The sequence below is a fragment of the Fretibacter rubidus genome, from assembly GCF_041429785.1.
Classification (GTDB): Bacteria; Pseudomonadota; Alphaproteobacteria; order Caulobacterales; family Maricaulaceae; genus Fretibacter; species Fretibacter rubidus.
This window is the reverse complement of record NZ_CP163423.1, coordinates 1830003-1855105: the sequence shown is the minus strand read 5'-3', so window position 1 is coordinate 1855105 and position 25103 is coordinate 1830003. Positions and strand designations below refer to the sequence as shown.

General features: G+C 51.3%; 18 protein-coding genes and 1 tRNA gene. 14 read left to right on the top strand and 5 right to left on the bottom strand.

All coding sequences use genetic code 11. From position 1 onward, the window contains the following. The first annotated feature begins 118 nt into the window (after positions 1-118). On the top strand, positions 119-1636 hold the full coding sequence (locus tag AB6B37_RS08705; RefSeq protein WP_371395375.1) for a tryptophan halogenase family protein: 1518 nt from the start codon (positions 119-121) through the stop codon (positions 1634-1636). On the opposite strand, the gene AB6B37_RS08700 is transcribed toward AB6B37_RS08705, so the two are convergent. Then, complete coding sequence (locus AB6B37_RS08700; RefSeq protein ID WP_371395374.1) at positions 1612-3120, bottom strand: tryptophan halogenase family protein; 1509 nt, start codon at positions 3118-3120, stop codon at positions 1612-1614. The genes AB6B37_RS08705 and AB6B37_RS08700 overlap by 25 nt on opposite strands. A gap of 136 nt (positions 3121-3256) precedes the next feature. On the opposite strand from AB6B37_RS08700, the gene AB6B37_RS08695 reads away from it, so the two are divergent. The 10 genes from AB6B37_RS08695 to AB6B37_RS08650 all read left to right on the top strand — a co-directional run bounded on the left by AB6B37_RS08695 (position 3257) and on the right by AB6B37_RS08650 (position 14206). Then, positions 3257-5392: a glycoside hydrolase family 97 protein gene (locus AB6B37_RS08695; protein WP_371398436.1), complete on the top strand. Its 2136-nt coding sequence runs from the start codon at positions 3257-3259 to the stop codon at positions 5390-5392. Positions 5393-5415: 23 nt separating this feature from the next. Next, positions 5416-6312, top strand: coding sequence for an alpha/beta hydrolase (locus tag AB6B37_RS08690; RefSeq protein WP_371395373.1), 897 nt, complete (start codon positions 5416-5418; stop codon positions 6310-6312). Then, positions 6309-7709, top strand: a complete 1401-nt coding sequence (locus AB6B37_RS08685) for an alpha-amylase family glycosyl hydrolase (RefSeq protein ID WP_371395372.1) — start codon at positions 6309-6311, stop codon at positions 7707-7709. The genes AB6B37_RS08690 and AB6B37_RS08685 overlap by 4 nt, the downstream gene beginning before the upstream one ends. 6 nt (positions 7710-7715) lie before the next feature. Then, a complete protein-coding gene (locus tag AB6B37_RS08680; protein ID WP_371395371.1) occupies positions 7716-8393 on the top strand; it encodes a DUF6445 family protein in 678 nt (225 codons plus the stop codon). A 533-nt stretch (positions 8394-8926) separates the two neighbouring features. Next, the gene (locus AB6B37_RS08675; protein ID WP_371395370.1) at positions 8927-10117 is read left to right on the top strand and encodes a type III PLP-dependent enzyme; all 1191 of its coding nucleotides are present in this window, start codon (positions 8927-8929) and stop codon (positions 10115-10117) included. A 30-nt stretch (positions 10118-10147) separates the two neighbouring features. Next, on the top strand, positions 10148-11176 hold the full coding sequence (locus tag AB6B37_RS08670; protein WP_371395369.1) for a deoxyhypusine synthase: 1029 nt from the start codon (positions 10148-10150) through the stop codon (positions 11174-11176). Then, positions 11173-12102: an agmatinase gene (speB, locus tag AB6B37_RS08665; RefSeq protein WP_371395368.1), complete on the top strand. Its 930-nt coding sequence runs from the start codon at positions 11173-11175 to the stop codon at positions 12100-12102. The genes AB6B37_RS08670 and speB overlap by 4 nt, the downstream gene beginning before the upstream one ends. Before the next feature lie 49 nt (positions 12103-12151). Then, complete coding sequence (locus AB6B37_RS08660) at positions 12152-12310, top strand: hypothetical protein (RefSeq protein ID WP_371395367.1); 159 nt, start codon at positions 12152-12154, stop codon at positions 12308-12310. Positions 12311-12416: 106 nt separating this feature from the next. Next, positions 12417-13964, top strand: a complete 1548-nt coding sequence (locus AB6B37_RS08655; RefSeq protein WP_371395366.1) for a GNAT family N-acetyltransferase — start codon at positions 12417-12419, stop codon at positions 13962-13964. A gap of 167 nt (positions 13965-14131) precedes the next feature. Next, positions 14132-14206 (top strand) — tRNA-Thr (locus tag AB6B37_RS08650). A gap of 12 nt (positions 14207-14218) precedes the next feature. On the opposite strand, the gene galE is transcribed toward AB6B37_RS08650, so the two are convergent. Genes galE through galT form a run of 3 tightly spaced genes read right to left on the bottom strand, consistent with a single transcriptional unit; the run spans position 14219 to position 17377 of the window. Then, a complete protein-coding gene (gene galE, locus AB6B37_RS08645; RefSeq protein ID WP_371395365.1) occupies positions 14219-15223 on the bottom strand; it encodes a UDP-glucose 4-epimerase GalE in 1005 nt (334 codons plus the stop codon). Further along, positions 15213-16277, bottom strand: coding sequence for a galactokinase (gene galK / locus AB6B37_RS08640; RefSeq protein ID WP_371395364.1), 1065 nt, complete (start codon positions 16275-16277; stop codon positions 15213-15215). Before galK ends, galE begins: the two co-directional genes overlap by 11 nt. Then, the gene (galT, locus tag AB6B37_RS08635) at positions 16277-17377 is read right to left on the bottom strand and encodes a galactose-1-phosphate uridylyltransferase (RefSeq protein ID WP_371395363.1); all 1101 of its coding nucleotides are present in this window, start codon (positions 17375-17377) and stop codon (positions 16277-16279) included. The genes galK and galT overlap by 1 nt, the downstream gene beginning before the upstream one ends. Before the next feature lie 151 nt (positions 17378-17528). On the opposite strand from galT, the gene AB6B37_RS08630 reads away from it, so the two are divergent. The 3 genes from AB6B37_RS08630 to AB6B37_RS08620 are packed head-to-tail and all read left to right on the top strand — an operon-like array spanning position 17529 to position 23232. Further along, positions 17529-19739: an alpha-galactosidase gene (locus AB6B37_RS08630; RefSeq protein ID WP_371395362.1), complete on the top strand. Its 2211-nt coding sequence runs from the start codon at positions 17529-17531 to the stop codon at positions 19737-19739. Beyond that, positions 19736-21688, top strand: coding sequence for a beta-galactosidase (locus tag AB6B37_RS08625; protein WP_371395361.1), 1953 nt, complete (start codon positions 19736-19738; stop codon positions 21686-21688). Before AB6B37_RS08630 ends, AB6B37_RS08625 begins: the two co-directional genes overlap by 4 nt. A 26-nt stretch (positions 21689-21714) precedes the next feature. After that, positions 21715-23232 carry a sodium/solute symporter gene (locus tag AB6B37_RS08620; protein ID WP_371395360.1) on the top strand — a complete coding sequence of 506 codons (1518 nt, stop codon included), beginning with the start codon at positions 21715-21717 and terminating at the stop codon, positions 23230-23232. A 3-nt stretch (positions 23233-23235) separates the two neighbouring features. Here AB6B37_RS08620 and AB6B37_RS08615 read toward each other — a convergent pair whose 3' ends face one another. Then, the gene (locus tag AB6B37_RS08615; protein WP_371395359.1) at positions 23236-24849 is read right to left on the bottom strand and encodes a BCCT family transporter; all 1614 of its coding nucleotides are present in this window, start codon (positions 24847-24849) and stop codon (positions 23236-23238) included. Positions 24850-25103: the final 254 nt, after the last annotated feature.

Below are 25103 nucleotides of genomic sequence, written 5' to 3'. Positions count from 1 at the left end.
ACAGATGTTTGTTGAAAACTTGCCTGTCGACAGCTGTCGGCAGGCTTTTTTGTGCGACATTTTAGAAAAGCGCGAGGCCGAATATATACAAGCGGACCCTCGTTTATTAAGGTGAGCTATGGGACATGACAAAATCAAAGATGTTGTGATTGTGGGCGGCGGCACTGCCGGGTGGATTGCGGCTGCGGCCATGTCAAAACTGCTCCCGCCGAGCATCAACATTAAATTGATTGAATCTGATGCGATTGGTACAGTCGGCGTCGGCGAGGCAACAATTCCGCAAATCATTCGCCTGAACGGCATATTGGGCCTCGATGAGCGTGAGTTTCTGCGCGAAACCAAGGCGACTTTTAAACTTGGTATTGAGTTTAATAACTGGGGCCAGAAAGGCGATAGCTACCTCCATACATTCGGCGATGCGGGCATAAACCTCAGTAACTTACAGTTCCACCATTATTGGCTTCGCCATCAAGCCGCCCAGGATGAGGCCTCTGAAAACGGGCTTTGGGATTATTCGTTGCATCACCGCGCGGCGTATGCGGGCAAATTTGCGCATATGGGAAAGGTCGGCAATACCTCCATGACAGGGCTTGCCTATGCCTATCATTTCGATGCGGGTCTTTATGCAAAATTCCTGCGGCGCTACGCTGAAGCCAACGGCGTTACACGCATAGAGGGGCGGGTAGTTGATACGACCCTTGATGATGAAAACGGCTTTATCCGTGCTGTCACGCTAGAAAGCGGGGAGAGCGTATCGGGTGACTTATTCGTTGACTGTTCTGGCTTTCGCGGGCTTTTGATCGGACAAGCGCTGGGGGTGGACTACCACGATTGGTCAGAATGGCTGCCGTGTAACCGCGCTGTCGCTATCCCGTGCGAAACCACGTCGCCGCTACTGCCTTACACCAAAGCGACCGCCCATGATGCGGGTTGGCAATGGCGGATCCCGTTGCAGCATAGAACAGGCAATGGCCATGTGTTTTGTGATAAATTCACAGACATCGACAGCGCGACAGATACACTCCTGCAAAACCTAGATGGTAAGCCCACGGCAGAGCCGAAAAAGCTATCTTTCACAACGGGTCGCCGCGCCGAATTTTGGCATAAGAACTGTGTCTCTTTGGGGCTTGCCAGCGGATTTTTGGAGCCGTTGGAAAGCACGTCTATCCACCTGATACAATCCAATGTCTCGCGCCTTATCGAATTATTTCCAGACCAAGGGTTCAGCGCCTCTAACATTGCCGAATATAACCGTATCGTGGCCAAGGAATATGAAACAGTACGTGATTTCCTCATTCTACATTATTTCCGCACAGACCGTGATGACACGGCGTTTTGGCGCTATTGCAAAAACATGGACGTGCCAGACAGCCTGACTCACAAGATTGAATTATTTGAAAATGGTGGACGGCTTTACCGCGACCCTGATGATATTTTCCGCGAGTCCAGTTGGGTGCAGGTCATGGTCGGGCAAGGCATTAAGCCCAAAGGCTATCACGCTATGGCTGACCGTATCACTGATACGCAATTGTCGGATTTTATGGGCAGTGTCGATAAAATTATCGGTAAAGCCGTCAGCCCACTACCCAGCCATAAAGATTATATTCAAAGCTACATTGGCGCAGATTTGGCGTAAGTATTGATGAAGGCGTCATGCGGGCTCATCGCGTTTGCGGCGTCCCTCATTGCGCTGTGAATGCCCTTCATGCGGTCTTCTGCGGGAACATTGCCGCGCATCTGCGTCATAATGGGGGCACGTTTGGGAATGATGCCTTGGCCGATATAAACTGCAATCCAACTGGGGTTTTTAAACAACTCCCGCTCGCTTGAGACAACGCGTCCGCTGTCACGGAAATGATCAATTTTATATTGCAAACTGTCAGGGATAGCCATGTTTTTGCAATAGCGCCAAAACGCGGTGTCTTCTCGTTCTGTCGCTGTGTAGTGCAGGATAAGAAAGTCGCGAATACGTTCATATTCTGCGCGCGTCAGGGCATTGTATTCCTGCGCAAGGAGGGGGCTCATATCACGGTCGGGGAACATCGCCAGAAGTCGCATGATGCCGTATTGAATAAGGTGCAGAGATGTCGACTCCAGCGGCTCCATAAAGCCCGCCGATAGCCCGATCGCGACGCAATTTTTATTCCAAAACTGCTTTCGCGCGCCCGTTGTGAAACGCAAATGTTTGGGCTCTGCACGGGCTGCGCCGTCTAGTCCGTCAAGCAAGCTTTGGGTTGCTGTGTCTTGGTCAGTATAGCTATCGCAATAAACATAGCCATTGCCCGTGCGGTGTTGCAGCGGGATACGCCATTGCCAGCCCGCGTCTTTGGCTGTGGATTTGGTATAGGGCAGGGTGTCACCGTTCGTCTCGCACGGCACAGCGACCGCGCGGTTGCACGGCAAATAATGCGACCAATCATCATAGCCTGTCTTAAGGTATTTCTCGATAAGCAGCCCGTAAAACCCTGTGCAATCGATGAATAAATCCGCCTCAAATGTCTCACCAGACTCAAGGCTTACAGATTTTAAAAAGCCGTTATTGGGATCTATCTCCGCCTGTGTCACTTTGCCTTCAACACGGCTCACACCGCGCGTCTCCGCATAGCCGCGCAGAAATTTAGCGTACATCGTTGCGTCAAAATGATAGGCATAATCAAAGGTCGATTGCACCATGCGGCGGTCAGGTGAGGGATGCTCGAACCGGTGGTTTTTGGCTGCGACCCAAGCCATTGAATAATCATCAAGGCTATTGATATTGCCAGCTAAATATTCGCGCATCCAGTAATGATAAAATGGCACGCTATCAAATTCAGCGCCGTATTGCCCAAAGGGGTGAAAATAGCTTTCACCTTTTTTGGCCCAGTCGATAAATTCAATCCCCAGCTTAAATGACCCCTGTGTTTCGCGTACAAAGGTTGCTTCATCAATGCCCAGGCTTTGATTGAAAAAACGGATGGGGGGAATGGTTGCTTCGCCGACACCGACTGTGCCAATAGCTTCAGACTCAATGACGGTAATATCGCATGACGTACCAACGGCATTAGCAATTGCAGCAGCACTCATCCAGCCTGCCGAACCGCCGCCGACGATGACTAATTTTTTGATGCGCTTATCTGTCATATGTCGTCTACCTTATCAGGGTTTTGCAAAAATTTACAGTAAATATATGCGCTAAAGTTGAAAATATGGATTTCATTTCCAAATTTTTGCAAAATCATGTAAACAATTATCATAACTATAAACGGGGAATCTTGTGATGTATATGCGCCCATCTGCCTTATTGACGCTTAGCTTTATGCTCGCCTTGCCATTTGGTCTATCCGCTTGCCAAGCGGATAGCACACAGGCGACCGCAGAAACTATATCGGTATCAGAAACCACCGCGGCGCAATCCGTAACTGCCGCGTCACCCGACCGCAAAAACGTCATCACTGTGACCGATGAAGGCGGGCAACTCCGTTATAATATCGTGCGCGACGGCCAAGACGTCGTGGGTAAGTCTCGCCTGGGCCTTCGGTTTTTAAAGCAACACGGCCTTGACGATGGTCTGCGTATCATCAGTACGCAAACGCGCGCAGTCGACACGTCGTGGGAGCAGCCCTGGGGTGAACGCCGCATCGTGCGTGACAACCATGTCGAGATGCTCATCTCTGCCGAACGTGTAACGCCCAATTTGAAGTTTAATATCCGCGTGCGGATGTTTGATGACGGTGTTGGCTTTCGTTACGAGGTGCCAAAACAACCGCGTCTTGATGCTGTGTCGATTACAGAAGAAATCACGGATTTCAACATAGGCCCAGAGACCACGTCTTGGACCATCCCAGCGCGCATGTATAACCGCTATGAATATTTATATTCCAAAAAGCCAACAGGCGCGCTGCAAATGGTGCATACACCCGCGACGTTCCGCAAAGAGAACGGTGTGCACCTCTCTATTCACGAAGCCGCCCTTGTCGACTATTCCGCCATGTCTTTGCATCAGCAACGTGAAGGCGTGTTGCAAGCCGATTTGACGCCGCATGTCGACGGTATTTTGGTCAAGACTGAAACGCCGTTCAAAACGCCGTGGCGTACAATTCAAATCTCTGACGATGCGGCGGGCTTGATGAATTCAGACCTAATCTTGAATTTGAACGAGCCGAATAAGCTTGGCGATGTCTCGTGGTTTGAACCCGGGAAATACGCGGGTATCTGGTGGGAACAACATATCAAAGAAGGCACATGGGGGAATACCGACGGCCCCATTAATCATCACGCCGCAACGACAGAGGCGACCAAAGCCAAAATGGATTTCGCGGCTGAGAACGGTTTTAACGGTGTCCTTGTCGAAGGTTGGAATGTCGGGTGGGACGGGGATTGGTTTCATAATGGCGATGTATTCTCATTCACCCAAACCTATCCAGATTTCGATATAGCCGAAGTCGCGCGATATGGTCGCGAGGTCGGTGTGCGTCTGGTTGGACACCACGAAACATCAGGTAATATCACGAATTATGAAAACCAGTTAGAAGACGCGCTTGATTTAATGCAAGCCCATGATGTGCGGGTAATCAAATCGGGCTATGTCGCAGATGCGGGTGATATTAAACGCGTCGACGCCAACGGTATCGCTCATTACGAGTTTCATGACGGCCAAGTGATGGTCGATCATCATATGAAGGTTGTCAAACGCGCGGCAGAGCATCAGATCGCGATGAACCCGCATGAGCCCGTAAAAGATACGGGCTTGCGCCGTACATATCCCAATTGGGTGTCCCGCGAAGGGGCGCGCGGCCAAGAATTTAATGCCTGGGGCGTGCCGCCAAACGGCCCTGATCACGTGCTGGATTTATTATTCACGCGGATGCTGTCTGGCCCCATGGACTATACAGCGGGTGCGTTTAATTTGCGGCCAAACGAAATTCCGCCTGTCGCGGATGATTTACAGCGTAATGATGTGCGTTCACGTATCGAGCATACGCTGGCCAAGGAATTATCGCTTTTCGTGGCCATATATTCGCCCATCCAAATGGTCATGGATTTACAGCAGCATTACGAGGCGCGGCCAGAGGCATTTCAGTTTATCAAAGACGTTCCGACCGATTGGGAACAGTCCATCACGCTTGACGGTGCCGTCGGGGATTACGCCGTGATTGCACGCAAAGACCGTAATTCGGATGATTGGTATCTGGCGGCTCTGACGGATGCGACCGCGCGTGATTTAAGCGTCGATTTATCATTCTTAGACGCCGGCAGCTATGAGGCACAGATTTACCGTGATGGCCCAAAGGCGGATTACGAGACAGATCCTTATGACATGGTGATAGAGCGTAAAACCGTCACGGCAGCAGAAACACTGCAGCTACCATTAGGGCGTAGCGGCGGGGCGGCTATACGGTTTAAAAAGCTGTGATAGCGCGGGTCTTATGTGGGCTTTTGGCCCTCGCACTTGTCGGTTGCGGCGCCGCCGAGATAGAGGCCTCTGACCCGCAGACGCCTGTTACTGGCGTTATGGGTGTGACGGGCACTGTGGTGAAAGTCGAAGACTTCCCCTCGCAATTCGTCAAGCCGCGCCATTTAGAGATTTGGTTGCCACCTTCTTATGATACTGCGGCGGAAAAACGCTATCCTGTGCTTTATATGCATGACGGCCAAAACCTGTTTGACCCAAAACAGTCGCGCTATACCCAAACAGATTGGGGCGTGGACGAAGCCATGACGCGCTTGATTAATGAGGGTAAAGTCAAAGAGGCGATTGTCGTTGGTATCTGGAGTACCGACCTTCGCAACCCCGAATATTTTCCAGAAAAAGCCGCTGATGCCTATGCAGACCGCTTCTTTACTGAGTTTCCCGATTTTGACGCAGACGCAATACAATCGGATAATTATCTGCGTTTTATGGTCATGGATTTAAAGCCTTATATCGACGCGACATACCGCACGAAGCCCGGTCGCGATGATACCTTTATCATGGGGTCATCTATGGGTGGGCTGATATCAATTTACGGGATTTCAGAATATCCCGATGTGTTCGGCGGCGCTGGGGGTGTGTCCACTCATTTTCCGATGGGTGACGGCGCGATTGTGGAATATTTGTCGGGTAAACTCCCTGATCCGGCGACCCATAAGATTTATTTTGATTACGGCACAGAGACGCTGGACCATAATTATGAAGGCTATCAAGACCGCATGGACGCAGCGATGAAGCGCGCAGGCTATGTGGCGGGCGAGAATTGGATAACGCGTAAATTTGACGGTCATGAACATTCAGAACGCGCCTGGCGCGCGCGCGTGCATGTGCCGCTCACATTTTTATTAGGAGCCGAACCGTGACCGTTTATTCATTGATGAAGCTATCACTCGCAAGCGTTGCGGGTCTATCTCTGCTGGCGTGTAGTCCATCGAACCCAACATCTACAGCGCCGTCAACGGATAAGCTTGCCGTGAGCAATGTTCTGCACCCCGCGTGGACAAAAGATGCGGTCATATACCAAATCAACACACGTCAATATTCGCAAGAAGGCACCTTTGCGCAAGTGCAAGCTGACCTCCCGCGCATCAAAGATCTCGGCGTTGATATCCTTTGGTTTATGCCGATACATCCTATTGGGCAGGAAAAACGCAAGGGCTCTATGGGCAGTCCCTATGCCGTGAAAGACTTTCAAGCGGTTAATCCAGACTTGGGCACAAAGGCGGATTTCAAAGCCCTTGTCGATGCGGCTCATGATTTGGGGCTAAAAGTTATCATTGATTGGGTCGCCAATCACACGGCATGGGATAACCCATTGGTGCAGACCCATCCCCATTGGTACACGCGCGACGCAGACGGCAATATGCAATTTCCGCCTGACACCGACTGGGCAGACGTTGTTGATCTGGATTACGATCAACAGGGCTTGCGTGATTATATGATAGAGAGCCTAAGTTATTGGGTGCGAGACGTCGGTATTGACGGTTTTCGGTGCGATGTCGCAGGCATGGTGCCAACAGATTTTTGGGACGCTGCGCGGGCGGAACTGGACGCGATAAAACCCGTCTTCATGCTCGCCGAATGGGAAGAGCCAGAATTGCATATCAACGCCTTTGACGCGACTTACGCCTGGCGCTGGAAAGAGATCATGCAAGACATCGTGAACGGCAAGGCTGATGCAACTGATATAGCCGACTATTACGCCGCGCAAAAAACGGACTGGCCGCAAGATGCCTTTCGTATGACATATACGTCCAATCACGACCAAAATACATGGGACGGAACGCCGTTTGAGATTTACGGTGACGCACTACCTGCCGCCATGGTCTTGTCTTTTGTCGGTGAAGGCATGCCGCTGATTTACAATGGCCAAGAGGCGGGCAATGACAAGCGATTGGAGTTTTTTGAAAAGGATTTGATCCACTGGAACGATGATCATCCTTTCCAAGATAAATTCAGAGATCTAGTGGCGCTTAAGACGGATAATGAGGTTCTTCATAACGGGGCGTGGGGTGCGCGCGTGACGCAAGTCGATAACGATAACCCCCAAAACGTCTTTAGCTTTATTCGCCAATCGGATGACGGCGCGAAGGCTGTGATGGGTGTTTTCAACCTCTCTGATAGCGCGCAAACTGTGCGGTTTAATGATGATGTGCCCTATGGTGATTACACAACCTTCCAAAGCGGCGCGGCTGTGACGATTGAGGCGACATCAGAACTATCACTGGAGCCTTGGGCTTACCGCGTTTTTGTGCGTTAATGGAGTATGGAAACGCCGCACTTTACAGTTGAACGATTTGGGAATGAGGGTCAGCCCGTTGTCGTTATTGACGACTTTGCGGCCAGTCCAGATGCGCTGCTAGAGACGGCATCACATGCCACATTCGAAAAACGAGGGCTGTTTTATCCTGGTATCCGCGCGCCCGCCAACCCGCAATATCTGACAGAGCAGGGGGCGCTAATCGCCCAAATACTGATCGAGGTGTTTGGCTTTACAAAACCTGCCCAACTCACAGAATGTGCCTACTCACTGGTCACGACAAAACCCCAAGATTTAATGCCGATACAGGCCTTGCCGCATTACGACGGGTTAGAGCCGCAACGTTTGGCGCTACTGCATTACCTATCGGGGCCAAAGACAGGCGGCACAGCCTTTTACCGTCACGATGCCACAGGGTTTGAAACGGTCACAGAGCTGCGATTTGAGCGCTATAAACAGGCTTTATCAGAGGAGGCGGCCCAAAACGGCCTACCGCCACAGGATTATTGCCGCGATGATTTGAACGGTTTTACGCGCATCGGCACGGTTGCGGCTAAAAAGAATCGCCTCGTGATTTACCGGGGCATTACGCTTCATTCGGGCGATATACCGAAGGGTCTACCGTTTTCAACGGACCCTCTGCGCGGACGATTGACGATAAACAGCTTCTTGCATGAGGCTTAGTCAAAGTTTTTTTGCTGTGAATGATTTTTTCTATTGCCAAACAATTTTTTTGCCCTAGTTAGCGCAGTGACGAAAAAGCGAGCTACAGCGAGCCCTTAACAAGCAGCCTGAAATACGGCGTTGAATGGGAAATCTGTCAGCCGTGACTGCGCCGTAAGCCAGTCTAATAGCCGCCGATACGTCTTGGTTTTTATGCGTCAATTGTGACGCCCAGGAATTGAGAGTTGTTGGTATGGCACAGCGTGTGACTTACAAACGTCTAAGTATCTCAATCTCACTGCAAGCGCAGCTGGGAGACATGTTCCTGTCGTCCAAACATCAAGATTATTTGGCCGCAATCGCGGAATTCAGCAGTGAGGTGCGGGCGGCTTAATTAAGCCGAACCCGCCGACCCCTCTTGAGGCACGGTGACCCCATGTCTCACTTGCCGCTGACAAACCGGATTATCACTTGATCCCTTGTCATTTCTGAAATTTGACGCTGCCCATTTTATAAAACCCATTAGGGCCGGGCGTCTTTTGGACAATGAATTCATGCCGATTGTAAAAACAAACACAACACAGATTGCCCAGCCGACACAGTTGCGCCCTTACGGCCTGCCAACATATAACACCTCTGCTGACGCCATTGCGGCTTATGCTGGCGATGACCAAATTTACGTGCTGTATCCGCGCAAGATTGAGGCGGCGGCCCGCACATTCCTGAACGGTTTTCCGGGACAAGTCCTCTATGCGGTTAAATCAAATCCGCATCCGTCATTATTGCAAATCCTATGGGATGAGGGTGTGCGTAATTTCGACGTCGCCTCTATTCGTGAAATGGAATTGGTCGCGGGTTTATTGCCAGGTGCAAAAATGTTCTTGATGCACCCGATTAAATCACGGGCGACGATTGCGCGTGCTTATGCGCTTGGTATCCGGGATTTCTCCTTTGATCATAAAGACGAGTTGCAAAAAATTATCGACTGCGCAGATGATGCAACAGATTTGCGTCTTCACTTGCGCCTTGCTTTGCCAAAAGGTGATGCCGCCATGCCGTTATCAGGCAAATTTGGCGCTGATTTTGAGAGCGCAACAGCCTTATTGCAGTCCGCGCGACATGTATCTGATAAACTCGGCGTATGTTTTCATGTTGGGTCGCAATGTATGGTCATTGATAACTATGACCGTGCCATTGGCTATGCGCGAGACCTGGTAAACGCGGCGGGTGTATCAATCGATTCTATTGACGTTGGCGGGGGTTTCCCCGTGGCTTATCCTGACATGCCAATCGCACCGATGGCAGATTATTTCCATGCGATAGCCGATAGCTTATCTGCCCATGGCTTTGCTAATATAGCTGTATTTGGCGAGCCTGGCCGGGCGCTTTGCGCCGAAGGCGGTGCGACATTGGCACGGGTCGAGCTTCGCAAAGGCTCTGACCTTTATTTGAATGATGGTACCTATGGGTCGTTGTTTGATGCGGGCCAATTTGCTTGGAAATTTCCAGTTAAACTCCACCGCAACCGTCCCCCCGCACCCGCGTTAAATACAATTGGATTTCGCTTTTTTGGGCCAACATGTGACAGTGCCGATACAATGAACGGCCCGTTTCATTTACCCGCAGACACATGCGAAGGCGATTGGGTAGAAGTCGGGCATTTGGGGGCTTACGGCCAGACTCTGGCCACGCAATTTAACGGTTTTTATTCCAACCACACTGTCGCTGTCCTCAGCGACGATTAATGAAATTACTTCAGTCTTTAGGACATAATCATGACTAAAAATACAAAAGCCCAGCTGCTCTCTAATGTTGTAGAGCATATCGACATTACACAAATCGACGCGCGCCCAATTATCGACGCTATGGGCAAAATGTCTTTCACGGCGCGCGACCTTGGCCGGGCGACCGACATTTTCAAACAAGCCGTCAATGACAAAGATTGCTCTGTTATCCTAACGCTTGCGGGGTCTACATCTGCGGGCGGATGTATGCATGTTTATCGCGACCTTGTGAAATACGGCATGGTTGACGCCATTGTCTCAACGGGCGCAGCAATTGTCGACATGGACTTTTTTGAAGCCCTTGGCTACAAACACTACCAAGCCGATAGTACCATCGATGATAACGAGCTGCGCGAGCTTTATATTGACCGTATCTATGACACCTATATCGACGAAGAAGAGCTGCAAGCTTGTGACCATGTCATCAAAGACATCACAGACAGCCTAGAGCGCCGCCCTTATTCATCCCGCGAATTTATCTGGGAAATGGGCAAATGGCTCAAGACACATGCTGTCAAAAAAGGCTCTCTGATTGAGACGTGTTATGACTATGATGTGCCGATTTTCGTACCCGCATTCTCTGATTGTTCGGCGGGCTTTGGCCTTGTGAAACACCAAGTCGAAAATCCCGGTAATTACCTATCGATTGACTCTGTTGCTGACTTCCGCGAGTTGACTGACGTTAAAATCAAAGCGGGCTCTACGGGTCTTTTGATGATCGGCGGCGGTGTGCCAAAGAACTTTGTCCAAGACACAGTCGTTTGCGCAGAAATCCTTGGCGTCGAAGCCGAAATGCATAAATATGCGGTACAGATTACTGTCGCCGACGTGCGCGACGGTGCGTGCTCAAGCTCGACCCTGAAAGAGGCCGCTAGCTGGGGTAAGGTGCAAACCACGCTAGAGCAGATGGTATTTGCCGAGGCTGGCTCTGTTGTGCCCTTGCTTGCATCTGATGCTTACCACTCTTGTGACTGGAAGAACCGTCCACGTCGTAACTTTGCAAAGATGTTTCAAAAATGACCCAAGTCGCGACAAAAACAGCAATGACTGCGCCTTTCGCTATGCTTAAACCGTCCGAGGGGTTCCTCGGACTGCCGCCAGAGCTTGCAACGGATTATGCCGGTTCGGGCGCTGTTATTATTCCTTTTGGACTAGAGGCGTCGGTATCTTACGGCGGGGGTACAGAGGCGGGACCCGCTGCTATGCTCGCCGCCAGCCAAGAGGTTGAGTTATTTGATGAAGAGCTGTGGTGCGAGCCTGTGGAGCGTTACGGCGTCATTACGGCGCGCGAGCCTGTCATTGATAGCGAAGATATCGCGGCATCCTTAAAGAAGCTGGAGGCAATGACAACGGCTGTGCTCAAAGACGGTAAATTTCCGCTCGTTTTTGGCGGTGAACACTCCATTACACCGGGTGCTATTCGGCCGTTTTTGTCACAATATGATGACTTGATTATCCTTCATTTTGACGCGCACGCTGATCTGCGTGACGGCTATGAGGGTGAGCATTTCAGCCATGCTGCCGCTATGCGCCGCGTGCTCGACCATCCGACTGTGCCAATAGTGTCCTGTGGTATTCGCAATATCTCCAAATCCGAAATTCCTTTTTATCAGGCGAATAAGCACCGCATCACCATTCACTGGGGTAAAGACCGCGCCAAATGGAAAGCGGCTGATATTGTGAAGCCTTTAAAGGGGCGCCCTATTTATCTTACTTTCGATTTGGACGGATTTGATAGCTCCGTGATGCCGTCTACTGGCACCCCGGAACCAGGGGGTTTGTTTTGGGAAGACGCTATGGCGATTATCAAAGCGGCATCAGAAATTGGCACGATTGTCGGTGCAGATATCAACGAGTTGGCCCCGATTGAGGGTTTTCACGGCCCCGATTTTTTGGCTTCCAAACTCGCCTATAAAATACTAAACTATAGCTTGGGACGGGGTTAAGCCGTCCTGTTTATGAGTGAAAGCTCGCGACGTTTTTTCTGGAGGCTCTATGTCCAAACGTCACCGCAAAACCAAAGACATGATGTCAGTTACGTCTGATGACGGCGAGACTATTTTTGATCACACCCATTTCGAAGCCCCACGTGGAAAGAAGCCACGCGGCAAAGAAAAACGGCAATCAACCAAGCGCGCCTATTACGACGACTAAGACTAAAGCGGCACTGACAGCTTTACTTAATATAATCTGCGGCGAACCCTTTGCCGTGGAAACAACACTCGCGTGCAATCCGCGCCAGCAAAGATAAAGATATATCATGGCCAAAACACGTGCGGGCGCGCAACTCACAATACGGACTGCCGTTGTTCAAGATGTCGCGGGCATTGCCGCGCTTGTTGACCGCGCCTATCCCAATATGTCGACCTATGCGGTCTCGACCTTAAAGGGTCAGATTTCAAACTTTCCTGAAGGTCAATTTGTTGTCGAATATGAAGGCGATATCGTCGGTTACGCCGCCAGTATTATGGTCAGAGAAGACCTCGCCATGGCGCCGCATAATTGGGCGGGCATTACAGGCGGCGGATATGGTTCGTCCCATAACCCGAATGGTGATTGGCTATACGGCATGGAAGTCTGTGTTGATCCTGACCGTCGCCGCCTGCGCATAGGCGAACGGCTTTATGATGCGCGCAAAGCCCTGGTCGAAAGCTTAGAGCTTAAAGGTATTGTTTTTGGTGGTCGTATACCGGGGTGGAAAAAGCGTAAAAAAACCTATCCCGATCCCTTGGATTATATGGAGGCCGTCAAAGCGAAAAAGGTCAACGATCCTGTCGTAAACTTCCAGTTCCGCCAAGGCTTTGATGTCCATGCGATTTTAAAAAATTACTTGCCTTCTGACAAAGCGTCAGGCGGCTATGCCGCCCATATGGTGTGGCGTAATCCGTATGCCGTGGACGTACGCGATAGCGTCCATTCTGAAGCCGCGCAAAAAGATGTTATCCGCGTTGCAACCGTCCAGCTTCAAATGCGCACGGTGACCAGTTTTGATGATTTCATGAGCAGTGTCGAATATTTCGTCGATAGCGTATCGGCCTATAAAGCTGACTTTGCAGTTTTTCCTGAATTATTCACCTTGCCGTTGCTGGCCTTGGCGGAGCACCGCTTGGCCCCGTCAGAGGCGATTGAAACACTGACAGAATATACGCCTGTGTTTATTGAGGCGATGCGAAAGCTCGCGGTGAGTTATAATATTAATATCATTGGAGGCTCGCATCCAACGCTGGCCGATGATGGTGACGTCCAAAACATCGCCTATGTCTTTTTGCGTGACGGCTCTGTGCATGCGCAGGAAAAAATTCACCCCACGCCGAATGAGCGCCATTATTGGAATATCAAGGGCGGCGACGAGGTCAGCACAATCGACACAGATTGCGGCCCGATTGGCGTACTCATTTGCTATGACAGTGAATTTCCCGAACTCGCCCGCCGCATGGCGGATGAGGGGGCACGTATCCTGTTCGTGCCGTTTTGCACGGATAACCGCCAAGGTTATTTGCGCGTTCGCTATTGCTGCCAAGCGCGCGCCATTGAAAACCAATGTTATGTGGTTATGTCGGGCAATGTCGGTAACTTGCCGGGCGTGGAAAATATGGATGTCAATTACGCTGAAAGCTGTATCTTAACGCCCTGTGATTTTCCTTTTGCACGGGATGGTATTGCTGCGGAATGTTCTGAAAACGTGGAAACAGTGGCCATTGCCGACCTTGATTTGACCGATCTGTCATGGGCGCGCGCCAAGGGTACGGTGCGAAACCTGCGCGACAGGCGGTTTGATTTATACCAGACCCAATGGTCTGATCAGTAATCGGTAGATCATGCCGCATAGGGTTTGCTAACGTCAAAAATGGTAGCACCAAATTATCGCAAAGAAGACAGGCATTTAGACTTGCGAAGGCGCGGTAACATATTGTATCAGCCTAACTTCGACCAAGGCTAAGGCCATGGTCAGCTTGGGAGCATTTATCCCAATAGGCCGCAGTAGCTCAGTGGTAGAGCGCATCATTGGTAATGATGAGGTCGGGAGTTCAATTCTCCCTTGCGGCACCATTTTCCTTAGGCCTAATCCATCTCGCGTTTGTGGAAATTCCACGCGGTTTTGATGATGGTCTCAATACCCGAATGTTGCGGTTCAAAACCGATGATGGCTTTGGCTTTGGCACCGTCGGCATAAAGACGGCTAAGGTCGCCCCCGCGGCGCGGCGCAGGATCATATGGCAGCGGTAGCCCTGTGACGCGCTCTATAGTTTGCAGAACCTCAAGGTTACTCACCCCGTTTCCCGTGCCAATGTTAAGCGATGTTGCCGCAAGGCCTGTGTCGAGCGCCAGCAGCGCTTTGACATGGGCGAGGGCGATATCGCTGACATGGATATAATCCCTTATACAACTGCCGTCGGGTGTGTCGTAATCGGTGCCAAAGATTTTCATGCGCCCTCGTAAGCCCATAGCAGACCGCAGCGCAATCGGGATGAGGTGCGTTTCAGGGTCATGTTCTTCGCCAATCTCGCCGGCTTCGTCCGCGCCTGCCGCATTAAAATAGCGCAGCGTAACGTATTTCAGGCCGTAAGCTTTATGATAACTCTCTATCATATGCTCTATCGCGAGCTTGGTTTTGCCGTAAGTGCTAAGCGGGATTTGCGGTTGATTCTCGGTCAGCGGCATGGCGTCTGTCTCGCCGTAAGTCGCGCAGGTCGAGGAGAATATAATCTGCGCCGCGTCTGTTTTTCGCATAGCATTAAGCAAGTTCATCGCGCCCAAGACATTGTTTTGATAAAATTCTGCGGGATGGGTTTCGCCAATGCCGACCTCAATCGAACTGGCCAGATGAATGACGGTTTCAACATGGGCGTAGCGCTGAAACGCGGCCTCTGTCGCGCCCGCATCGCGGAGGTCCACTGTCTCTAGCGGCCCCCATTTCACGGCATGGGCGTGGCCAGAGGATAGATTGTCAAAGGTGATGGGGTTTGCCCCATATTTTGATAATGTCTTGCAGACATGCGCGCCAATATAGCCCGCTCCGCCGACGACAATAATGTCTCTATCGTTTAAGGGTTTATCAGCAGACATAAAAGGCCTCTGGATTTGAAGATAAAAGCGCCGCTGTCCACGGCTCTAGTTTTGTTCGTTCGACACAAGCGACAATGCAGCCTCCAAACCCACCGCCCGTCATACGCGCACCAACCGCGCCCAAACGAACCGCGTCCTCGACGAGTATGTCAATCGCGGGCAGGGTGATATCAAAATCATCGCGCATAGAGGCGTGGCTCGCTATCATAAGCTCTCCGAAGTTCTTCATATCACCGTCTTGTAATGCCTTCGCGCCTTTGACTGTGCGGCGATGTTCTGTGGCACAATGTTTTGCACGACGCTGAACGGCATCTGTCATATGGCTAAGGGCCGCTAATTCTTTGTCTGTCAAAAGGCAAATATCATCGCGCCCAAGGGCTTGCTTTATGACGTCACATTCCTCTTTGCGGGTTTTATAACGCCCCTCGCTTAGTTTGCGAAAATGCCCTGAATGGATAACGGCCATGTGATAAGTCTCTGGTAAGTCTATGAGATCATATGATAATTTCTTTGTATCAAGGGCCAAGGCTTGCCCAGGCCGCGCGATAGAGACCGCCATTTGATCCATGATGCCGCAGGGCATGCCGATGAACTCGTTTTCCACGCGGCGAGCCAAAACGGCGATATCTGTGTCTGATAGCGGGCTGGCCGCTATCTCCCGACAAAGTTTCAATATCCCAACAATGACGGCGGCGGATGACGATAAACCAGCGCCAAAGGGCAGGGTGGTCGTGAGCGCAATATCGGCCCCGCCGATCAGTGGTTCAGCGTCATTGGCCAGCTTTATTGCGCCGAGGGCATAATCTGACCAATGATCAGTCGAGAGGTCGCTGAGGTGACGCGTGGCCATATCGTCAAACTTATCTGATATGATACGCACATTTTTGTCCGTTCGGGGTGAAAGACTGATAGTCACGCCCATCGGCAACGCAGTGGGAAGCACCATGCCGCCGTTATAATCCGTATGCTCGCCCAGCAGATTGACCCGCCCTGGTGTAAACTGGGTCAGGGTGGGGCTTGTCCCAAATGTGGATGTGAATAAAGCCTCTGACATTACAATGATTTCAACACGTTAGCGGCATGTTCTGGCATAACGTCAACGGTGAAAACGCCTGTGGCTTGTTCCACTGACGCCAGATATTTTATACGGTTTGGGGCCCGTAGCAGCGGATAAAACTGTGCCGTGAAGTGAAAGGTTTTTTCATACCCCACAGGGGCCGCATGTAGGCTCAGCATATAGGGCGTCTCGCACCCAAAAAAGCTATCATAGCGGCGCGTGATATCCCCCAGCAGATGCGCAAAACCGTCCAATTCGTCTTCGTTAAATGCCCAAGGCCCAGCTTTTTGCGCGCGCGGTGCAATCCAAACCTCGTAAGGAAAACGCGCAAAAGGTGGACAAAAGGCGCGCATGCCGCCAGCCTCTGCAACGCCGTAATCCACCCAGGCGTCATCCATAACACGCGCAAGATTATATCCCGCATTAAAGGCTTTTGCGGCCTTTTTTTGCACGGCCGGAATGAACGGAAAAGCGTAGATCTGACCGTGGGGATGATGCAGCGTAACGCCCACCGCGTCTCCGCGATTTTCAAATGGCATAACGAATTGGCATCCCGCCTGAAACAAATTTTCGTAACGGTCATTCCACGCTGCAATCAAAAGCCGCCTTTTGTCTTGGCCAATTGTCGATAAATTACCTGTTGCCTCGGGCGAATAGACGACAACATCGCAACGCCCTTGGGCGCGAGCCGTATCGGCTAATGCTTCCATATCAGGCGGTGTCGGTGCCTGCGCGTGAAGGCTCGTAAATTTGTTTTCAAAGATTGCCAATTCAAAGTCAGTAAAGGGTATTTCCGTTGCTGCGCCGCCGTCCACGCTTGGGGCGAGGGGGTCATCTGCAGCTGATGGCTTGAAGGTGCGATTCTGGCGGTGCGGCGCATAGAGGTTCCATTCTGCGCGCAGCGGATGGTAGCGTAATTCGCCGCCCTTTGCGACCTCGCCGCTGTCTTGCCCAAGCGGCGATAGCTTATGAGGGGTGTAGCCATAAAGAAAAAGGTCACGACCATCGCGTTTGGTGAATGTACGGCGGTGAACATCCCGCCCTGCAATCTTATGTCTCAATATGGTCTGATGGTCGCTCACACGGGTCCTATTCATTGCAGTTCCCTTTTGACATAGGCGGTGATGAAAACGATGACCAGATTAAAATAACAATGACTGCTATGGCTGCGTGTTTTCGCTTGACCTTATATCTTTCAAACATACGGTAAACTGTCAGCATAACAAAATAAGAGTGGAGGGACGCAGCGTGATAACAGTCAGTGATAATGCCGTCTTTGCGCTGTCTAACCGTTATTTTTCCTATGTCTTTCATGTCTCGCCAGAAGGGCTGCTAGAGCACCGCTATTACGGTCTGCCGCTGTCAGCGCCTCTGGATGCGCCTGTGCATCATCAGGGAACACAACGCGAAATGACGTCAAATTTCGAGGGCGAGCCTTATTATAACCTGACTGATACCCCGCAAGAATACCCGATTTTCGGGCGCTCAGATTACCGCGCACCCGCTTTTCACGCGCGCAACGCAGACGGCAACAGTATTTTCACGCTGCTTTATAAGTCCCATACGATTAAGGCTGATAAACCGAAACTGGACGGCTTACCGTCTGCACGTGGTGGGGGTAGCCAGACCTTGATTATCATCCTGGAAGACGCGCTTTGGGGTTTGACGGCAAAGCTGCATTACACGGTTTATGAGGATTACGGCGTGCTTGCGCGGTCTGTTGTTTTTGAAAACAATGGGACGCGGGACATTAATCTGGAGCATGTCTACAGCACAGCCCTTGACCTTCCGCCCGGAGATTATGAAGCCCTACATTTGCATGGTACTTGGGCGCGGGAATTTAATGCTGAACGCATGGCCTTGCCGCATGGGCGGTTCGTTATCGGTAGTGCGCGCGGCACATCCAGCGCAGCGCATAGCCCGTTTTTGGCCGTAATCGATGCGACCGCAACTGAAACCCATGGTCGCGTCTACGGCACGGCGCTTGTTTACAGCGGGAATTTTTCTATCAGTACAGAGGTGAACGAGTTTGAAGACGTCCGCATATTGGCGGGAATAAACCCGTTTAATTTCAACTGGACGCTTGCGGCGGGCGAGCGTTTTACGACACCCGAGGCTTTGCATGTTTTTACCCAAAATGGTCTCGGCGGGATGAGCCATATTTGGCACGATTTCGTACGGGACAAAATATCGCCGCCCGCTTTTCGTCACCTCCCGCGCCCAACCTATCTTAATACATGGGAGGCGGCCTATTTCGATGTAAATGAGGGTAAGGTTCTCACCCTCGCGGATAAAGCCGCAACGCTGGGTGTGGATATGTTGGTGCTAGATGACGGCTGGTTCAAAGGGCGGCGGGATGACACCACATCGCTTGGCGATTGGACGGCAGACCCAAGCCGATTTCCGAGTGGCATCCCAGCGTTGGCTGCGAAAATCAAAGCGAAGGGCCTAAAATTTGGGCTTTGGTTTGAACCTGAAATGGTCAATCCCGATAGCGATTTATTCAGGGCTCACCCCGATTGGATACTCCATGTGCCGGGGCGCAAATCATCATTGGGCCGCCATCAATTGACGCTTGATTTATCGCGGGCAGAGGTGCGAGATTATCTGTTTGACGCCATAGATAGCCTGCTATCTTGCGGGGATATTGGTTACGTGAAATGGGATATGAACCGCGCCATGACAGAGGTCGGATCAGCCGCATTCCCGCCGAGCCAGCAGGCGGAAGTGCCGCATCGTTATCTGCTGGGGCTTTATGATTTGCTGTCCCGAATTACGAATAAATATCCAGATATCCTATTTGAGAACTGCGCGAGTGGCGGCAACCGTTTTGACCTTGGTATGCTGTCCTATATGGCGCAAAATTGGACGTCGGATAATTGCGACCCCATCGCGCGACTGGATATTATCCACGGCGCGTCTTTGGTCTTTCCGCTGGATGTATGCGCCGCCTATATCGGGCCGTCGCCTAATCACCAAAACGGACGCGTGAGTTCGATTCACACGCGTTATGATGCAGGCGCGTTTTGCGCCGCCAAGGGCGTTTCGCTTAGCGAGGCTGATATCGATGCCAATTTGCCTGCGCTTCAGAGATTGATGAGCCATGCGAAAGACACCGCTACGGACATGGTCGGTGGCCATTTTGACCGCCTGATAAAAACACGCAATGAAGTGTGTTGGCAATACACATCGCGCGACGGCGAGACTGTTTATCTGGCCTATTTCCATATCCTTGCTGCACCGAACTTACCGTTCAGACGCGCCCATGTGCGCGGGCTTGACCCGCTGGCTGAGTATATCTTGACCGAGGACAAGACGCGCCACCAAGGTGACGCACTTATGCATAGCGGTATGGCTTTACCCTATGTTGCAACGGGTCAAGTCAAGGCGGATATGCGCTATATGGCAAAAGGCGATTTTAGCTCGCATGTGTTTATTTTCAAAAAGGTATCACCGTGAGCAAGCCCGAATTAGGCGTCTGTTATTACCCAGAGCATTGGCCAGAGAGCGGATGGACAGATGACGCTGCGCGCATGGTCGAGATGGGCATATCGTGGGTGCGTATCGGCGAATTTGCCTGGAGCCGTATCGAGCCGACGCCCGGTGATCTACGCTGGGACTGGTTGGACACGGCTATAGAAATATTGGGTGAGGCGGGTCTACATGTTGTGCTGGGTACACCGACAGCAACACCGCCGCGCTGGATGGTGGATAGACATCCCGATATGCTCGCCGTGAGCAAGGATGGTCAGCCGCGTAAATTTGGATCCCGTCGGCATTACTGCTTTTCCCACTTAGGATATAAAGATGAGGCGAAACGCATCACAGAATTGATGGCGAAACGCTACGGCGCAAATCCCCATATAGCTGCGTGGCAGACCGATAATGAATATGGGTGTCATGATACAATACTGTCTTATAGCGATGCGGCGCGCGCGGCCTTTCGGGTTTGGTTACGCAAGAAATACGAAACAATTGATGCGCTTAACACGGCATGGGGCAATGTTTTTTGGTCAATGGAATATAACGGCTTTGATCAAGTGGATTTACCCAATCAAACGGTGACAGAGCCTAACCCCGCCCATGTTATGGATTTCCGCCGTTTCAGTTCTGACCAAGTGGTGGACTTTAACCGCGCGCAATGCAGTATTTTGCGAGCGTACACCGACGCCCCAATCATCCATAATTACATGGGGCGTATTACGGATTTTGATCACTTTGCGGTTGGGGCCGATTTGGATATCGCCAGTTGGGACAGCTACCCCCTTGGGTTTTTAGAAGATAGGTCAGATCAAGGCGAAGATTTCAAACATGACTATCAGCGCCAAGGTGATCCTGATTTTCAAGCCTTTCACCATGATCTTTACCGCGCGGTTGGCGGCATGCGGAACGGGGTTTCACGGTGGTGGGTGATGGAGCAACAACCCGGCCCCGTGAATTGGGCGCCGTATAATCCCGCACCGCTGCCTGGGATGGTGCGTCTATGGACTTGGGAAGCGGTGGCGCATGGTGCCGAAGTCGTGAGCTATTTCCGCTGGCGACAAGCGCCCTTTGCGCAAGAGCAGATGCACGCGGGGCTATTGCGTCCTGACGGCGTTATGGCCGAGGGCGGTGCAGAGGCGGCGCGCGTGTCCAAAGAGCTGCTGGCGTTGGATGACGCAGACGCGGGGCCATCGTCTGTGGCCATTGTTTTTGATTATGCGTCCGCTTGGGCGTGGGAAACACAGCCTCAAGGCCAAGATTTTGACTACTTTCATTTAGTGTATGATGTCTATCGCGGCTTGCGGCGGCTCGGTGTATCCGTTGATATTGTGCCGCCGTCTTGCGATGATCTTAGTGACCGCGCGTTAGTCATAACCCCCGGATTATTTGCGTGGACGGATAGTTTGCGCGCGGCCATGAAGCGCTTTGAGGGTCAGATGTTAATTGGCCCGCGCACGGGGTCAAAGACGGATGACTTTGCCATTCCTGCGAGCCTGCCGCCGGGGATTGACGGCTTTGACTGCAAAGTAACCGCAGTCGAAAGCTTGCGCTCAAGTGGAGCTATAGACCTTATTGACGGCGGGTGTTTTCAGATTTGGCGGGAGTTTGCCGAGACATCAGAGACTGTTACCGAGACAGGTAGCGACGGACATCCTGCGCTCATAACGAAGGGCAAACTGACCTATATGGCGGGCTGGCCCGATGATAGGGCGATGACCCGCATTCTGGATAAGGTGTGTAAGCGGGCAGGGGTGGAAACGACCGATTGCCAGCTGGGTTACCGCCGCCGTGATTTTGGACATTACACGCTGCATATGAATTACGGCGCGAAAGCGGTCACGCACACGGGTATATTGTTGAGCCCTGCAGACATTGCGCTTTTTGATAATAAGGCGCAAAGCTGGATTATAAAGCCAAGCCCGTAAATTAAAAACGGCGGCAAGGGGACATCATGGATTTAGAGCCACTACAGATATTCGTGTTTATTGCGATAACAGCCATTATTGCTGGCGCGACGATTTGGTATTGTCGCGGCGCACGTCACAGCGAAAATGGCGAGCAAGAATATTTCCTCGCGGGTGGGTCGCTAAAATGGTATTTTGTTGCGGGTTCTATCACGCTGACTAATCTATCGACCGATCAGTTGGTCGGGATGAACGGCAATCAAATGGCGCTTCTTGCTTGGTGGGAATTGGCCGCCGTCGTTGGGCTTTTTATCCTCTGCTTTGTGTTCATTCCCGTTTATTATAAATATAACTGCACGACCACGACAGAACTGCTGGAGAAGCGTTTTGGCAACCCCCATATTCGCGCGCTTATCTCGACCCTGTTTTTGCTCGGTAATGTCTTTATTTTTCTGCCCGCCATTCTCTACGGTGGGTCTCAATTCATGATTAGTATGTTTGGTCTTTCCACATCGCCCGTCAATGTGCCGGGCTTTGGCGCGATTGACCCGATGATATTTGTGTTCTCGATAGTTTTCGCGACTATCGGCGCGGCTTACGCAATTTTCGGCGGGCTTCGGGCCGTGGCCGTGTCGGATACATTCTCAGGCGTGCTGCTGCTCAGCCTAGCCTTAGTGGTGACCATCATAGCGCTCAAAGCGATTAATTTTGATTTCTCTGGAATCCCCAAAGAACGCCTGACCCTTATCGGGAGCCCAAGCTCTGATATTCCGTTCTCAACATTGTTCACAGGGATGCTGTTTATCCAGATTTTTTACTGGTCAACGAACCAGACAATTACCCAGCGCGCTATGGCATCGCCCAGCGTGAAAGAAGCGCAAAAGGGTATTCTCGCTGCGGCTGGCATAAGGCTTTTAATCGTGCCGCCCATTATCGTGCTGCCTGGCATCGTGGCCTATAAGCTTTATGGCCGTGTGGAAAATGATATGGCCTATGGTCAACTTGTTGGTGATTTGCTGCCAGGGTTCTTATCAGGCGCTTTTGCCGCCGCAATTTTGGCTGCTATTCTAACCACGTTTAATTCCATCCTTAACGCCTCTGCTGCGCTTTGGGTCTGTGACATTCACGAAACCTATGTGGATAAAAAACCAAAGGTGAAGCGCCTGTCCCTTTGGGTATCCATCGTCATGGTTGTGATGAGCCTTATCCTTGTGCCGTTTTTTGCGACGCAAGACAGTCTGATTAACACAGTGCAGACGCTTTACGGCCTGCTGTCTATGCCGATATTATCAGCCTTTATTGTTGGCGTGCTGTTTAAGAATGTCGATGCGCGCGCGATGATCATCTCTGTTATCTTTGGCGTGTTGTTTTATTTCTGGATGCTGAACCCGCTGGCGACTGATGCGAGCCTCGCCACACAGCGTGTGGGCCTGCATTACATTCACCTGATGGCGATAAACCTGTTCACAATGGTGGGCTTATGCCTCGCGCTGAACCGGCTGGTATTTCGTAAGCGCGCCCAATGGGACGCCCATACGGTGTTTGGAAAAACCGCCGACGCTTAAGGCCTAAGCATTTTTCGGCTCAACCGATGCGGCTGGCTTTTCATTGAGCTGCTTGTGCTCATCCCGCATGCCAATATAAAGGCTGACGCAAGCCGCAAGCAATATCAATGTGAAGGGCAGAGCTGCTGTGATGGTGCCAGCTTGTAGCGATTGTAGCGCTTGGGTGCCGCCGCCGACCAGCAATGCGGATGCCGTGAGGCCTAGCGCTGCCGCCCAAAAAACGCGCTGCGCGACAGGGGCGTGTAATTTACCGCCCGACGTGATTGTATCCACAACCAGCGCGCCTGAATCTGCCGATGTGACAATAAATATAATCAGCAGAGCAATTGCAATGATTGACGCAAACTCGCCAAATGGCATGGCCGCGAGCATGTGGAACAACACCGTTGCAGAGCTTTCAATACCGCCCGCCAAATCGCCAACGCCGTTTTCATATTGCTGCACAGCTGTCTCGCCAAAGGCTGTGAACCAGACAATACAAATCGCAAACGGGGCGAGCAGGACGACGGTGAAATATTCACGTACAGTCCGCCCGCGCGAAATACGCGCGATGAACATTCCGACAAATGGTGACCAAGAAATCCACCAGGCCCAATAAAATATAGTCCAATCATGAAACCACTGTTCATCCGTGCGGCCAATCCAATTGGTCAGGGCGGGTGTATCGCGGATATAACCCCAAAGGTTTTCCGCCATACCCGTCATAATCAACGCCGTCGGCCCAGCAACAATAACAAAAACCAAGAGCCCCAACGCGCCGACCATGTTCACATTGCTAAGAAATTTAATACCACCGTCCAGTCCACGTAGCACTGATATCACAGCGAGCAATGTCATGCAGGCGATGAGCGCAATCTGTATCCACAGTGTCGGCTCGAAATTAAATATATAGCCCAAACCGCTAGCCGCTTGTGTCGCGCCCAGACCAATCGTCGTCGCAAGACCAAAGATGGTTGAGACGACCGCAAGCAAGTCGATGATATGCCCTGGCCATCCCCAAACGCGTTCACCGAGCAGGGGGTAAAATGTTGAGCGTATAGACGACGGCAATCCTTTGTTATGAGTAAAGAAGCCCAGCGACAATCCCACAACAGCATAGACAGCCCAAGGCGATAATCCCCAATGGAACAATGTAGCGCTAAAGGCGAGGCGTTCGGCCTCAGCTGAGCCCACCTCTGCGCCCAAGGGCGTCCCGCCCCATGCCGTGTGATACGCCAGCGGTTCTGCTGCGCCCCAAAACATAAACCCAATACCGACACCGGCGGCAAATAACATGGCAATCCAAGACCCGTAGCTATGGATCGGTTTCGCGGCTTGTCCGCCCAACCTGATCTTGCCCATAGGGGATAAGGCCAGTCCCAAACAAAATATCAGGACAATCACAGGCGTGATCGCGAACAGCCAGTCAAAATTATTCAACGTGTAGCTTTTGGATGCCGCGAGAGCCGCGTTGGCTTGTTTTGGAAAGGCCAAAGTTAAGCTTGAGAACAGTAGCACTAAGCCTGCGGCGCTAAAGAAAACAGGGTTGTGAACATCCAGGCCCATGACCTCGATATTGTCTTGTCCAATTTCATAATCTGTATCGTATTCTAGGCTTGGGTCTGTAGGCCGTTTCATTAGATGTCCTGAATGGAGTGAGTGCTAGCAAGGTTAAATCTGTCGTAAATTGAAATAACAGAGATTACAAAAATGACCCTATACAAGGATTTTAAGATGTTTGTGAAGTTAAATGCTCTTTAACAGCATTAATGTCGCTCATGTGATCAAAAATATATTTCATTTATCAAAATATATGTTAGGCACGGCTCATTCTCAACAGTCGCGGATTCTTTCTGGCTGCCATTGGCGCCATCAGCGTCGTATTAAAGTCT